Annotated in this window: 12 protein-coding genes; 9 read left to right on the plus strand and 3 right to left on the minus strand. The window is 74.7% G+C overall.

The features are described from left to right. Nucleotides 1-168 precede the first annotated feature (168 nt). From ABT403_RS09480 to ABT403_RS09500, 5 genes are all read left to right on the plus strand, one after another. Nucleotides 169-3021 (plus strand): bifunctional acetate--CoA ligase family protein/GNAT family N-acetyltransferase, encoded by a 2853-nt coding sequence (locus tag ABT403_RS09480; RefSeq protein WP_344166092.1) that lies wholly within the window; start codon nt 169-171, stop codon nt 3019-3021. 38 nt (nt 3022-3059) lie between these two features. Next, the gene (locus tag ABT403_RS09485) at nt 3060-3656 is read left to right on the plus strand and encodes a DUF5998 family protein (protein ID WP_211275092.1); all 597 of its coding nucleotides are present in this window, start codon (nt 3060-3062) and stop codon (nt 3654-3656) included. After that, nucleotides 3656-4861, plus strand: a complete 1206-nt coding sequence (locus ABT403_RS09490; RefSeq protein ID WP_344166093.1) for an alkaline phosphatase family protein — start codon at nt 3656-3658, stop codon at nt 4859-4861. Before ABT403_RS09485 ends, ABT403_RS09490 begins: the two co-directional genes overlap by 1 nt. A gap of 62 nt (nt 4862-4923) precedes the next feature. Then, on the plus strand, nt 4924-5574 hold the full coding sequence (locus ABT403_RS09495; RefSeq protein ID WP_344166094.1) for a thymidine kinase: 651 nt from the start codon (nt 4924-4926) through the stop codon (nt 5572-5574). Between the two features lie 92 nt (nt 5575-5666). Then, on the plus strand, nt 5667-6989 hold the full coding sequence (locus tag ABT403_RS09500) for a cation:proton antiporter (protein ID WP_344166095.1): 1323 nt from the start codon (nt 5667-5669) through the stop codon (nt 6987-6989). 78 nt (nt 6990-7067) lie between these two features. Here the strand turns inward: ABT403_RS09500 and ABT403_RS09505 are convergent, their stop codons facing one another. Next, nucleotides 7068-7493, minus strand: a complete 426-nt coding sequence (locus ABT403_RS09505) for a nuclear transport factor 2 family protein (RefSeq protein ID WP_344166096.1) — start codon at nt 7491-7493, stop codon at nt 7068-7070. Nucleotides 7494-7605: 112 nt separating this feature from the next. Between ABT403_RS09505 and ABT403_RS09510 the strand changes: the two genes are divergently transcribed. Further along, complete coding sequence (locus tag ABT403_RS09510) at nt 7606-8175, plus strand: PadR family transcriptional regulator (RefSeq protein WP_344166097.1); 570 nt, start codon at nt 7606-7608, stop codon at nt 8173-8175. Beyond that, nucleotides 8162-8950 (plus strand): SGNH/GDSL hydrolase family protein, encoded by a 789-nt coding sequence (locus tag ABT403_RS09515; RefSeq protein ID WP_344166098.1) that lies wholly within the window; start codon nt 8162-8164, stop codon nt 8948-8950. Before ABT403_RS09510 ends, ABT403_RS09515 begins: the two co-directional genes overlap by 14 nt. On the opposite strand, the gene ABT403_RS09520 is transcribed toward ABT403_RS09515, so the two are convergent. Beyond that, nucleotides 8947-9741, minus strand: coding sequence for a VOC family protein (locus tag ABT403_RS09520; protein WP_344166099.1), 795 nt, complete (start codon nt 9739-9741; stop codon nt 8947-8949). The two genes, ABT403_RS09515 and ABT403_RS09520, sit on opposite strands and share 4 nt — an antisense overlap. Nucleotides 9742-9918: 177 nt before the next feature. Between ABT403_RS09520 and ABT403_RS09525 the strand changes: the two genes are divergently transcribed. Then, the gene (locus ABT403_RS09525; protein ID WP_344166100.1) at nt 9919-10752 is read left to right on the plus strand and encodes a sulfurtransferase; all 834 of its coding nucleotides are present in this window, start codon (nt 9919-9921) and stop codon (nt 10750-10752) included. A gap of 49 nt (nt 10753-10801) precedes the next feature. Here the strand turns inward: ABT403_RS09525 and sepH are convergent, their stop codons facing one another. Next, nucleotides 10802-11815 carry a septation protein SepH gene (sepH, locus tag ABT403_RS09530; RefSeq protein ID WP_344166101.1) on the minus strand — a complete coding sequence of 338 codons (1014 nt, stop codon included), beginning with the start codon at nt 11813-11815 and terminating at the stop codon, nt 10802-10804. Between the two features lie 538 nt (nt 11816-12353). On the opposite strand from sepH, the gene ABT403_RS09535 reads away from it, so the two are divergent. Continuing rightward, complete coding sequence (locus tag ABT403_RS09535; protein ID WP_344166102.1) at nt 12354-13193, plus strand: hypothetical protein; 840 nt, start codon at nt 12354-12356, stop codon at nt 13191-13193.

A 13193-nucleotide genomic window follows, 5' to 3' on the forward strand; every position in this document is an offset into this window, starting at 1 on the left:
ACGTCGCCCGGAATGCTCGGACCGACCTTCGGCCCGATCCCGCCGCCGTTCGGCCCTGCTCAGCTTTGCACTGATTCGCCCCAGCGTGCCTCATTCCCGGCGTACGCGCCGTGCGGTCCGCCGGAGCTACTCGGACACCTGGCCGGATCTTCCCCTTAGGCTGACCCCATGACCACCGCGTCGGACCTCTCGTACCCGGCCCACTGGGAAGCGGACGTCGTACTGCGCGACGGCGGCACCGCCCGGATCCGCCCCATCACGACCGAGGACGCCGGCCGGCTGGTCAGCTTCTACGAGCAGGTCTCGGACGAGTCGAAGTACTACCGGTTCTTCGCCCCCTACCCCCGGCTCTCCGACCGCGACGTGCACCGCTTCACGCACCACGACCACGTCGACCGCGTCGGCCTCGCCGCGACCATCGGCGACGAGTTCATCGGCACCGTCCGCTACGACCGCATCGGCCCCGACGGCCGGCCCGCCTCCGCCCCCGCCGACGAGGCCGAGGTGGCCTTCCTCGTCCAGGACGCCCACCAGGGCCGCGGGGTCGCCTCCGCCCTGCTCGAACACATCGGGGCCGTGGCGCGCGAGCGGGGCATCCGCCGCTTCGCGGCCGAGGTGCTGCCCGCCAACACCAAGATGATCAAGGTGTTCACGGATGCCGGCTATCAGCAGAAGCGCAGCTTCGAGGACGGCTCCGTCCACCTCACCCTCGACCTCGAACCCACCGCCGAGTCCCTCGCCGTCCAGCGCGCCCGCGAACAGCGCGCCGAGGCCCGGTCCGTCCAGCGGCTGCTGGCCCCCGGTTCGGTCGCGGTGATCGGCGTCAGCCGCTCCGGATCCGGCGTCGGCGCCGCGGCGCTGCGCAACCTGCGCGACGGCGGTTTCCACGGCCACCTCTACGCCGTCAACGAGGCCCGGGCCGCGGGGATGGAAGGGGACCTGCTGGACGGGGTACGGGCCTACCGCACCGTCGCCGACATCGGCGCCCCCGTGGACCTCGCCGTGATCGCCGTCCCCGCCGAGCGGGTCCCGGAGGCCGTCGCCGCCTGCGGGGAGCACGGGGTGCAGGGGCTGGTGGTGCTGTCCGCCGGCTACGGGGAGAGCGGCCCGGAAGGGCTGGCCCGGCAGCGCGAACTGGTACGGCAGGCGCGCTCGTACGGGATGCGGCTCATCGGGCCCAACGCCTTCGGGGTGATCAACACCGCGGCGGACGTCGAGCTGAACGCCTCCCTCGCGCCCGCCCCCGCCACCGCCCGTGGCCGGATCGGGCTGTTCACGCAGTCCGGGGCCATCGGCATCGCCCTGCTGTCCGGCGTCCTGCGCCGCGGCGAGGGGCTGTCCTCCTTCGTGTCCGCCGGCAACCGGGCGGACGTCTCCGGCAACGACATCCTCCAGTACTGGTACGAGGACGGGGCCACCGACGTGGCCCTGATGTACCTGGAGACCCTCGGCAACCCCCGCAAGTTCAGCCGCCTCGCGCGCCGCACCGCCGCCGTCAAGCCCCTCGTCGTCGCCCTCGGCGGCCGCCACACCCCCGCCGGGCACGTCGTCCCCGGGACCCGGCTCCCCGAGGCCACCGTCTCCGAGCTGCTCCGGCAGGCCGGCGTCATCCGGGTCGACACCGTCACCGAGCTCGTCGACGCCGGGCTCCTGCTGGCCGGGCAGCCCCTGCCGGCCGGGCCCCGGGTGGCGATCCTCGGGAACTCCGAGTCCCTCGGCGTGCTCACGTACGACGCCTGCCTGAACGAGGGGCTGCGGCCGTCGCCCCCGCTGGACCTCACCACCGCCGCCACCCCCGAGGACTTCCGGGCCGCCCTCACCGCCGCCCTGGCCTCCGAGGACTGCGACGCCGTCGTCGTCACCGCCATCCCCTGGGTCGGCGAGCGGGCCCTGGCCGACGAGCTCGCGGAGGCCCTGCGCGAGGCCGTCGCCGAGGTCCCCGGCAAGCCCGTCGCCGTCGTCCACGTCGAGCTCGGCGAACTCGTCGAGGCCCTCTCCGCCGCCCGGGCCACCGCCCTCCCGCCCGCCGCCCGGCAGCCCGCCTCCGCCCCGGAGCCCGCAGCCCCCGCACCCCGCGACCGCACCCCGGCCGCCACACCCTCCGCCCCCGGCGGCCCGGCCCCCGACGGCCCCGTCGCCTCCGCCCCCGGCGGGCGGATCCCCGCCTACCCCGCGGCCGAGCGGGCCGTGAAGGCCCTCGCCGAGGCCGTCCGCTACGCCCAGTGGCGCCGGGCCAACGCCGACGCGGGCCACGTCCCCGAGTACGAGGACATCGACGAGAACGGCGCCGCCGCCCAGCTCACCGCCCTCCTCGCCGGGGTCGGCGAGGACGCCGCGCTGACCCTGGACGAGACCGACGCCCGCGCGCTGCTCGCCCGCTACGGGATCCGCGTCCTGCCCGTCCTCCCCGCCCCCAGCGCCGACGCCGCCGTCCGCGCGGCCCGGGTGCTCGGCTACCCCGTCGCCCTCAAGACCACCGCCCCGCACCTGCGCCACCGCGCCGACCTGGGCGGCGTACGCCTCGACCTCACCACCGAGGCCGAGCTGCGGCGCTCGTACGAGGAGCTCACCGAGGCCCTCGGCAAGCCCGCCGAGCTGCTGCCCGTCGTCCAGTCGATGGCCCCGCGCGGGGTGGACACCGTCGTCCGCGCCGTCGTCGACCCCGGCGCCGGCGCCGTCCTCTCCTTCGGGCTCGCCGGAGTCCCCTCCGAGCTGCTCGGCGACACCGCGCACCGGCTGGTCCCCGTCACCGACCGCGACGCCGCCGGACTGGTCCGCTCCCTGCGCGCCGCCCCCCTGCTCTTCGGCTGGCGCGGCAGCGACCCCGTCGACACCCCCGCCCTGGAGGAACTGCTGCTGCGGCTGTCCCGGCTGGTGGACGACCACCCCGAGGTGACCGGAATCTCCCTGGAGCCGGTCGTCGTCGCCACCGAGGGCCTCACGGTGCTCAGCGCCACCGTCCGTGTCGCCCACCCGCCCGCACGGACCGACCTCGGCCCGCGAACCCTGCCCAGCTACTGACCGACGGGCAGGTAGGGGGACCCCGGACGGGCCTTAGGATGGACCTCATGGCGAAATCCGGTACGACGACCCAGGGGCTGCGCGCGGCGATCGAGCGCAGCGGCTACTACCCGGCCCTCGTGGCCGAGGCCGTGGAGGCCGCTGTGGGCGGCGAGCCGGTCTCGTCGTACGTGGTCCACCAGGAGACCACCTTCGACTCCAACGAGGTCCGCCGGCACGTGACCGTGCTGGTCCTCACCGACAACCGGTTCATCGTCAGCCACACCGACGAGCAGGCCGCCGACGCCGGGTCCCCGTCCCCGTACGCGACCACCTCCACCGAGTCGGTCAAGCTCGGCTCCATCTCCTCCGTGGTGCTCAGCCGCGTCGTGGCCAACCCGGAGTCCTACACCCCCGGCCAGCTGCCCCGCGAGGTCGTCCTGACCATCGGCTGGGGCGCGGTCTCCCGCATCGACCTGGAGCCCGCCGCCTGCGGCGACCCCAACTGCGACTCCGACCACGGCTACACCGGCAACTCCACCGCCGACGACCTCAGCCTGCGCGTCAGCGAGGCCGGCGACGGCCCCGAGACCGTCCGCCAGACGCTCCTCTTCGCCCAGGCCCTGTCCGAGGCGACCGCGGCCACCGCCCGCTGATGTCGTACTCCGCGCCGCTGAACTGGCCAGGCGATCCGGAACTCCTCGACCTCGCCGGCGCCCCGGTCCCGCAGTACGGCACCGGCTCGCTCGCGGACCTGCTGCCCACCCTGGCGGCGGGCCAGGGGGTACCCGGCCTCACCGCCGGGATCGCCGAGCTCACCCCGGCCGACCGCAACTGCGTCTTCCTGGTCGACGGCATGGGCTGGGAGCAGATCAAGGCCCATCCCGAGTACGCCCCCTTCCTGACCTCGCTGCTCGCGAGCTCGCGCGGTGGCACCGGCCGGCCGATCACCGCGGGCTTCCCGGCGACCACCGCCACCTCCCTCGCCTCCGTGGGCACCGGCCTGCCGCCCGCCCGGCACGGCCTGCCCGGCTACGCCGTGCGCAACCCGGCCTCCGGCGAGCTGATGAACCAGCTCCGCTGGCACCCATGGACCCCGCCGAAGCCCTGGCAGCCGTACCCGACGGTCTTCCAGCTCGCCGACGCGGCCGGCGTGCACACCGCCCAGGTGTCCGCCCCCAACTTCCAGAGCACCCCGCTCACCCAGATCGCCCTCAGCGGCGGGACCTTCCACGGCCGGATGACCGGCGAGGAGCGGATGGACCTCGCCGCGATCCAGCTCGCGGCCGGTGAGCGCTCCCTCGTCTACACGTACTACAGCGAGCTCGACGGGGCCGGACACCGCCACGGCGTGGACTCCGACGCCTGGCGCGGCCAGCTCATGTACGTCGACCGGCTCGTGCAGCGGCTCGCCGAGCAGCTGCCGCCGCGCACCGCCCTGTACGTGACCGCCGACCACGGCATGGTCGACGTCCCCTTCGACGAGGACTCCCGCGTCGACTTCGACGAGGACTGGGAGCTGGGCGCGGGCGTGGCCCTGCTCGGCGGTGAGGGCCGGGCCCGGCACGTCTACGCGGTACCCGGCGCCGAGGCCGACGTCCTGACCGTCTGGCGCGAGGTCCTCGGCGACCGCTTCTGGGTCGCGAGCCGCGAAGAGGCCCTCGAACTGGGCTGGTTCGGGGCGCCGGGGGAGTGCGACGAGCGGGTCCTCGGGCGGATCGGCGACGTGGTCGCCGCCGCCCAGGCCGACGTCGCGATCACCGCCTCCCGCAACGAGCCCAACGAGTCGGCCCTCACCGGTATGCACGGCTCCATGACGGCGGCGGAACAGCTGGTCCCGCTGCTCGAAGTCCGCACCTGACGGCTTCCGCCGCCCGCCCCGTCCCCCTTCGCCGCCCCGACCCGAAAGGTCCCGTACTTCCCATGCCCGAGCTGGTGTTCTTCTCCGGAACGATGGACTGCGGGAAGAGCACACTGGCTCTCCAGATCGGCCACAACCGCTCCGCCCGAGGCCTCCAGGGCGTGATCTTCACGCGCGACGACCGGGCGGGCGAGGGCAAGATCTCCTCCCGGCTCGGTCTGGTGACCGAGGCGGTCGAGGCCGCCGAGGGCATGGACCTGTACGCGTACCTGGTGGAGCTGCTGTCCAAGGGCGGCAAGGCCGACTACGTGATCGTGGACGAGGCGCAGTTCCTCGGCCCCGAGCAGATCGACCAGCTGGCCCGGATCGTCGACGACCTCGACATGGACGTCTTCGCCTTCGGCATCACCACCGACTTCCGCACCAAGCTCTTCCCGGGCTCCCAGCGGCTGATCGAGCTGGCCGACCGGATCGAACAGCTCCAGGTCGAGGCCCTGTGCTGGTGCGGCGCCCGGGCCACCCACAACGCCCGCACGGTGGGCGGGGTCATGGTCGTCGAGGGCGCCCAGGTGGTGGTCGGCGACGTCAACCGCCCGGCGGAGGAGATCGGCTACGAGGTCCTGTGCCGCCGCCACCACCGCCGCCGCCTGACCTCCGCCTCCGCCCACGCGGGCGCCCTCTCCCCGGACGTCCTCCCGGTCAACTCCGCCTGAACCCGCCACCCGGTGCCCGGACTTCCGTAACTCCTGACGAAGCGTGTGCCGGGGGGAGGCCGGGGGCGGGGGAGCGTCCTAACGTTCGTGGGATGACGACCGCCGCACCCGTTCCGGCCATCGACCACCACGCGCTGCTGGTGTTCCTCCTCCAGCTGGCGCTCCTCCTGCTCCTCGCCGTCTCCCTCGGGCAGCTGGCCGCGCGCTTCAGGATGCCGGCGATCGTCGGCGAGCTCCTCGCGGGCGTGCTCGTCGGCCCCTCGGTCCTCAGCCACCTGCTGCCCGGCGTGGCCGGCTGGCTGCTGCCCGAGCGGGCCGCGCAGATGCACCTCCTCGACGCGGTCGGCCAGCTGGGCGTCCTGCTGCTCGTCGGCGTCACCGGCATGGAGCTGGACTTCGGTCTCGTCAGACGCCGGGGCGCCACCGCGGTCCGGGTGAGCCTCGCCGGGCTGATCCTGCCCCTGGGGCTCGGCGTCGGCACGGGCCTGCTGCTGCCCGCCTCGTTGCTGCCGGACGGTACCGACCCGACGGTGTTCGCCCTGTTCCTCGGCGTGGCCCTGTGCGTCAGCGCGATTCCCGTGATCGCCAAGACCCTGCTGGACATGGACCTGCTGCACCGCGAGGTCGGCCAGCTGACCCTCGCCTCCGGGGTGATCGACGACGTCATCGGCTGGTTCCTGCTCTCCGTCGTCTCGGCGATGGCCACGGCGGGCCTGACCGCGGGCCGGCTCACCGCCTCCCTGCTGTACCCCGTCGCCGTCGTGGTGTCCGCCCTGCTGGTGGGCCGGCCCGCCGTCCGGCTCGCCCTGCGCGCGGCCGGCCGGTCGCCGGAGCCCGGGCCGACCGTCGCCGTGGCGGCCCTGGCCGTCCTGCTCGGGGCGGCGGGTACGCACGCGCTGGGACTGGAGGCGGTCTTCGGCGCCTTCGTGAGCGGGGTCCTGATCAGCACCAGCGGCGAGCTGGACCCGCGCAAGCTGGCCCCCCTGCGCACCACGGTGCTGGCCTTCCTCGCGCCGCTCTACTTCGCCACGGCCGGCCTCCGGATGGACCTGACCGCGCTGGCCAGGCCCGAGGTGCTGGGCGCGGCGTGCGCCGTGCTGGCGGTGGCCGTCCTCGGCAAGTTCGCGGGCGCCTACGCCGGAGCGAAGCTCAGCCGGATGACCGGCTGGGAGGCCCTCGCGCTCGGCGCCGGGATGAACTCCCGGGGGGTGATCGAGGTGATCGTGGCGATGACGGGACTGCGGCTCGGCATCCTCGGGCCCGAGACGTACACCGTGGTGATCCTCGTCGCGATCGTCACCTCGCTCATGGCCCCGCCCGTGCTGCGTGCCGCCATGGCCCGCGTGGAGGAGGGGACGGAGACGGGAAAGGCCCTCGGGGGCAGCCTCGCGCCGCCCCCGCCCGCCAAGGTCTGAGGCGGCCCGCACCGGCCCGGACGGCGGCCGTGGCACGCCGGGCCAGGGCCGCGGGAACCCCGTAGGGCTGACGGACGATCAGGCGGGCCCGGGGGCGAGCCCGTCCTCGACCAGGCCGGCGAGGACCGCCTGGCCCAGCGCGTGGACGGCGGACTGGGGGCGGACCATCACCGTGAACTCCTTGATCCGGCCCTCCCCGTCGAACTGCAGCTGGTCGATCCCGTGGATCTGCCGGCCCGCCACCAGCGCCCGGAAGGGCAGGACCACCGTCGGGGCGGCCTCCCCGTCGGCGCTGGTCTCGACCTCCCCCTCCAGCCGCCCGAGATAGCGCAGGTCCTCGAAGGTGCGCAGCAGGACCCCGAACAGGCCCATGACCATCGCCTTTCCCTCGAAGGGGACGAACTTCACCGGGCTGTAGAGGCGGACGTCCTCCGTGAACAGCTCGTCCAGCGCGGCGAGATCACGCTTCTCCACGGCGGCGCGGAAGCGTTCGGCAGTCTCCATGACCCCTCCAGGGACTCTCATGTCTCCAAGACGTGGTTACTACTCAAGAATGTGACTAGTCACATTCTTGAGTATGATGCCGAGGCGCACGAGGAAACGGAAGGGGCCCGGCATGGCACTGCGGCACGCGGTCCTGGCGGCACTGCTCGACGACGAGTACAGCGGCTACCAGCTGGCCAAGGCCTTCGACATCAGCGTCGCCAACTTCTGGCACGCCCTGCCCCAGCAGCTCTACGCCGAGCTGGCCCGGCTGGAGGCGGACGGACTGGTCGCGGGCCGCGAGGTGGTCCAGGAGACCCGGCCCAACAAGCGGCTCTTCCGGGTCACCGACGCCGGCCGCGCCGAGCTGGAGCGGTTCGCCGAGGCGGCGTCCAAGCCCTCCTCCATCCGCGACGACCTCCTCGTCAAGGTCCAGACCGCCGACCGCGTCGGCACCGGCCCCGTCATCGAGCAGCTGGAGCGGCGGGCGGCCGCGGCCGAGGCCAAGCTCGAACTCCTCGGAAAGCTCCTGGACGGCATGCGCGGCGACCTCGACGAGGCCGAGTACCTCCGGCGGGGCGAGCGGGTCGGGCGCTACCTGACCTGCCTGCGCGGCATCGCCTTCGAACGGGAGCACCGGGACTGGTGCCTGCGCTCCGCGGCCGTACTACGCGAAAGGCAGCAGACGGATGAGGAACGCTGAACCCCCGCACGCCGGACCCCTGCGCTACGTCGCCCTGGGCGACAGCCAGACCGAGGGGGTCGGGGACGGCGACGACACGGTGGGCCTGCGCGGTTTCGCGGACCGGCTCGCCGAGCACCTCGCGGCGGCCCACCCGGGCCTGCTCTACGCCAACCTCGCCGTCCGGGGCCGCCTCGCCGGCCGGATCCGGGCGGAACAGCTGGGCCCGGCCCTGGAGCTGAGGCCCGACGTGGCGACCGTCGTGGCGGGCGTCAACGACCTGCTCCGGCCCCGGTTCGACGCCGCCGAGGTGGCCGGGGAGCTGGAGGAGATGTTCGCCGCGCTGACCGCCGCCGGGGCCCGGGTGGCCACCGCGACCTTCCCCGACGTGGGCCGGATCGCGCCCCTGGCCCGGCCGCTGCGCCCGCGCGTGGACGAGCTCAACGCCCGCGTCCGGGCCGCCGCCGCACGCCACGGGGTCGCCGTCGCCGAGACGGCCCGGGCGGCCGTCGCCACCGACCCGCGCATGTGGAGCACCGACCGGCTCCACGCGAGCCCCCTCGGCCACGCCCGGATCGCCGCGGCCCTGGCCGAGGCCCTCGGCGTACCGGGCTCCGACGACGCCTGGCAGCGCCCCCTGCCGCCCCTGCGGCCCCGCACGGCCGTCCGGACGGCGGCGGCGGAGCTGGGCTGGGCGGCCGGCTTCCTCGGCCCCTGGCTGGGCCGCAGACTGCGCGGCACCTCCTCCGGCGACGGCCGCACCCCCAAGCGCCCGGAGCCCCTGCCCGTGGCCTAGGGGGCGTCCTCCCCGGCCGACTGCACCAGGGCGAAGACAGCCCCCTCCGGGTCCGCCACCAGGGCCAGCCGTCCCCGGATCCGGTCCCGGGGCGGGCTGAGCACCCGCCCGCCCAGCTCGGCCACCCGGGCCGTCGCCGCGTCGGTGTCGTGGACCTCGAAGTACGTCATCCAGTGCGGCCCCCGGTCGTGCGGCAGCGACCGGCCGACCCCGTGCACCGCGGCCACCGGCCGCCCGTCCAGCCGCAGGGTCAGGTAGTCGAAGTCGGCGGAGGCGGCCGGGTGCCGCTCGGACTCGTGGCCGAAGACGTGCTGGTAGAACTTGCCGACCGTCAGTGTGTCCTGGGTGACCAGCTCGTTCCACACCGGCGTCCCCGGCTTCCCGTACGGCCGCCCGTGCCGCCCGGAGTCCTGCCAGATCCCGAAGATCGCGCCCAGCGGGTCGGAGCAGATCGCCACCCGCCCCTCGGCCCCGGCGTCCATCGGGCCCACCGCCACCGTGCCGCCGCAGGAGCGGATCGCCTCGGCCGCGCAGTCGGCGTCGTCCGTGGCGAAGTACGTGGTCCAGGCGACCGGGAGGTGCCGGTCCGGCGGCATCTCACCGATGCCGGCCACCTCCTCCCCGTCGAGGACCGCCCGGACGCCCGGGCCGAGCTGCGCGGGTCCCGGCTCGTACTCCCAGCCGAACAGGTCGGCGTAGAAGTCCTCGGTCCTCCCGAGGCCGTGCACCATCAGGCTCACCCAGCACGGTGTGCCGGACGGCCGCCGCGAAGCCCCCGCTGCCTCGGTCATGTCAGCAGTCTCCTCCGTCGTGTCCCGAATGACGCCGCTGATGCTTCCACTCCGCGGGGCGCGGCGCGCCCCGACCGGGCCGGACGGTACGGGGGTGGACGGAGATGACCGGATCGCTACGGCCCGTCGATGTCCGGCTTGTTACACGGGCCTGCGGGCGGGGAGGAAGATGGGCCCATGACTGCGATCCTCACGGCCTCCGCACTGACGGACGAGCTGGCCTCCCCCCGCCCGCCGGTGCTCCTCGACGTCCGCTGGCAGCTCGGCGGCCCCGATCAGCGCCCCGCCTACGAGGCCGGGCACCTGCCCGGCGCCGTGTACGTCGACCTCGACCGTGAACTGGCAGGTCCGCCCGGGGCCGGCGGCCGCCACCCGCTGCCCGACCCGGAGGCCTTCGGCGCCGTGATGCGCCGCGCCGGGGTGCGCGCGGACGAACCGGTGGTCGTGTACGACGGCGGCCAGGGCTGGGCGGCCGCCCGCGCCTGGTGGCTGCTGCGCTGGACGGGTCACCCGAACGTGCGAGTCCTGGACGGGGGCCTGGCCGCATGGACGGCCGAGGGCGGCCCGGTGACCGCCGACGTGCCCACTCCGGCCGAGGGCGATTTCAAGCCAAACCCGGGAGCGCTGGGCCTGCTGGAAGCCGACGACGCGGCCGCGCTGGCCCGGACGGGACTGCTGCTGGACGCCCGGGCGGGGGAGCGCTACCGGGGCGAGGTCGAGCCCATCGACCCGGTCGGCGGGCACATCCCGGGCGCGGTGTCGGCCCCGACCACCGAGAACACGGGCCCCGACGGCCTGTTCCTGCCGGCGGAAGCCCTGCGGGCCCGGTTCGCGGCGCTGGGTGCGCGGCCGGGTACCGAGGTCGGCGTGTACTGCGGTTCGGGGGTCTCCGGGGCGCACGAGGTCCTCGCCCTGGAGGTGGCGGGCATTCCGGCCGCCCTGTACGCGGGCAGCTGGTCGCACTGGTCCTCGGACCCGCAGCGCCCCGTGGCCACCGGCCCCAACCCCTGACGGGTCCGCGTCCGGCGGCGATCCTCCCGGGGAGGATCGCCGCCGCGCGCTACTCCTGCTTCTTGCGCCGGGTCCCGAAGACGATCTCGTCCCAGCTGGGCACCGCCGCGCGGCGCCCGGGCCGGACCCCGTCGGCCTCGGCCTGCCGGTCCGTCGTCCCCGTGAGCCGCTCGCGGTGCCCCGCGACCGTACGGGGCATCAGCACGTCCGCGTACGCGGCGCCGGCCGAGGCCGCCGCGGCCGGGGGCTCCTCCGTCTCGGCCTCCTCGTCCGCGACGTCGGTCCGCTCGGGGACCACCAGGTCGCCCCGGAAGCTGGGGACGGCCTCCAACAGGCTGGTCAGCGTGTCCCGTTCCTCCTCGGGCTCCGGCGCGGGCGGCGGGGCGGGCCGCTCGATCGGCCGGTCGAGGGTGCGGTCCAGCGGCCGGTCGCGCGGCAGCCGGGCGATCCTCGGCACGAACGGGAAGCTCGGCTCGGGGGTCGAGGGCAGGTCGTCCGACTCGCCGATCAGGGAGCGGGCCTCGTCGTCCACGGCGACGACCAGCCGGCGCGGCGGGTCGTAGGTCCAGCTCGCCGAGTGCGGTTCGCCCACCACCCGGTAGACCAGCAGGACCTCCCAGGTGCCGTCGTCGCGGCGCCAGGAGTCCCACTGGACGGAGTCCTTGTCGGCCCCGCGCAGGGTGAGCCGCTCCTGCACGGCCTCGCCGAGCTGCGGTCCGGTGTTCTCCCCGGGGCGGCGTACGGGGGTCTTGCGGGCCCGCTCGGCCATGAAGGCACGCTCGGCCAGGACGGGACCCTCGAAGCGGCGGACCCGGTCGACCGGGATGCCGGCGAGCTGTGCGACCTCCTCAGCGGAGGCACCGGCCCGTATGCGGGCCTGGATGTCACGGGGGCGGAGGTGGCTCTCCACCTCGATCTCGATCTGGTTCAGGCGCGCGCGGTCATTGCGCACGGCAGCCCGCAGCCGCTCGTCGATCGGAAGCGTGTACTCCGTGCTGTCCGCAGCCTTGAGCACCAGTCGTGTTCCGTCATTCGAGACGGCCACGACACGCAGTTCGGGCATGGGGACCTCCCGGGTGGTGCCTGCCGACGTCACGTGCGTCGCTGCTTCCGCTAGTCGAGTGTGGCCTGCCCGGGTGCAGCCTGCCACAACCTTGCCGAGTTAAACCGGCGTGTCGGGCATGCGCCCTTGATCGACGTTATGGCACGGTTACCTGTTGGGCACGCACAGTGACCAAGTGGTTACTGTGCGCAGCAGGAGCCCGTGCGATACCGCGGCATCACCGGTCGTGAGTGCCGCTTCTCCGTCAGCCGGCCCCCTCTCCCGGGTCCGGACATCCGAAAGGAAGGACGGCCCCAGGGCTCGCCACAGTACTCCATTCGGGCCACCTGGGTGGACCGCCGCGCCGCCGAACTTGTCCGGGGCGGCGGGAGTTGGCGTGCCCGGAATCGGGCCCGTAAGGCGGTCCACCTGCGTACGCGGCCGTTTCGGGGTGTCCTGCTTCACAGAATCCGCAGAAACGGAACTTCTCATTTCGCTCATGTGTCAGTAACTGCTGGAAGAGGAGAAGCGCGAGGGGCAGGACACGCAGGGGATGGCGATGGGTCAGAAGACGCCGAGGCAGGGCGAGCCGGGTGCTCCCGAGGACGACGGGCGGGGCGCGGAGCGCAAGAAGCTGGACCTGAGCGTGGCCCAGGTCGCGGGCAGCTCCCTCGCCACCGTCGCGGCCGCCCTGCTCGCCTCCCAACTCGGCGTCTACGGGACCATCCTCGGCGCGGGCGTGGTCAGCGTGGTGGCCACCGCCGGCGGACCCGTCATCCAGCACGCCTTCCGCCGCACCGGCGACCGGCTGCGCGAGGGCGCCCGCCCCAGGGGCCGTCAGGTCCCCGCGCCCGGCTCCGGGGAGGCGCCCGCGCCCCCGCCGCAGGGGGAGTTCGGCGAGGCCACCGTGCACGGCACCCGCGTACGGGGCTGGAAGCGCACGGCGGTCGCCTCCGGAGCGGCCTTCGCCCTGGCCATCGGCGGCCTCGGAACCTACGAGGCCTTCGCGGGCACCTCCGTCAGCAGCGGCGGCGGCACCCTCCTGTCGGGCGGCTTCCGCACGGCCCCCGACCACCGCCCCTCCGGGCCGGAGGGCGGACCGGGATCCGGAGACCGGCGGGGCCAAGAGCGCGGCAAGGACGGGAAGGGTGGAGAGGGCGGCGGGGACGGGACGAAGGACGGGACGGACGGACGCGGTTCCGGCTCCGGGAACTCCCCGAGCCCCTCCCCCTCGCACGGCGGACGCGGCCCGGACCCGGCGCCCACGCCCACCCCCTCCGGCTCGGCCCGCCCGGACCCGTCCCCGACGCCCTCCCGGCAGACCCCCGGCCCGGACCCCACTCCGAGCGGCGGCGGCGCCGGCGCGCCGGGCGGGAGCGGTGCCTCCGGCCGGGAGTGA

This window comes from Streptomyces sp. NPDC000075, from assembly GCF_040301925.1.
In the GTDB taxonomy this organism is placed as follows: domain Bacteria; phylum Actinomycetota; class Actinomycetes; order Streptomycetales; family Streptomycetaceae; genus Streptomyces; species Streptomyces polychromogenes.

Excerpts from the sequence above, each read along its gene's own strand:
- ABT403_RS09480 (WP_344166092.1), top strand. The coding sequence starts at position 169 with ATGACCACCGCGTCGGACCTCTCGTACCCGGCCCACTGGGAAGCGGAC.
- ABT403_RS09505 (WP_344166096.1), bottom strand. The coding sequence starts at position 7,493 with ATGGAGACTGCCGAACGCTTCCGCGCCGCCGTGGAGAAGCGTGATCTC.
- ABT403_RS09520 (WP_344166099.1), bottom strand. The coding sequence starts at position 9,741 with ATGACCGAGGCAGCGGGGGCTTCGCGGCGGCCGTCCGGCACACCGTGC.
- ABT403_RS09500 (WP_344166095.1), top strand. The coding sequence starts at position 5,667 with ATGACGACCGCCGCACCCGTTCCGGCCATCGACCACCACGCGCTGCTG.
- ABT403_RS09490 (WP_344166093.1), top strand. The coding sequence starts at position 3,656 with ATGTCGTACTCCGCGCCGCTGAACTGGCCAGGCGATCCGGAACTCCTC.
- ABT403_RS09515 (WP_344166098.1), top strand. The coding sequence starts at position 8,162 with ATGAGGAACGCTGAACCCCCGCACGCCGGACCCCTGCGCTACGTCGCC.
- ABT403_RS09510 (WP_344166097.1), top strand. The coding sequence starts at position 7,606 with ATGGCACTGCGGCACGCGGTCCTGGCGGCACTGCTCGACGACGAGTAC.
- ABT403_RS09535 (WP_344166102.1), top strand. The coding sequence starts at position 12,354 with ATGGGTCAGAAGACGCCGAGGCAGGGCGAGCCGGGTGCTCCCGAGGAC.
- sepH (WP_344166101.1), bottom strand. The coding sequence starts at position 11,815 with ATGCCCGAACTGCGTGTCGTGGCCGTCTCGAATGACGGAACACGACTG.
- ABT403_RS09485 (WP_211275092.1), top strand. The coding sequence starts at position 3,060 with ATGGACCTCATGGCGAAATCCGGTACGACGACCCAGGGGCTGCGCGCG.
- ABT403_RS09525 (WP_344166100.1), top strand. The coding sequence starts at position 9,919 with ATGACTGCGATCCTCACGGCCTCCGCACTGACGGACGAGCTGGCCTCC.
- ABT403_RS09495 (WP_344166094.1), top strand. The coding sequence starts at position 4,924 with ATGCCCGAGCTGGTGTTCTTCTCCGGAACGATGGACTGCGGGAAGAGC.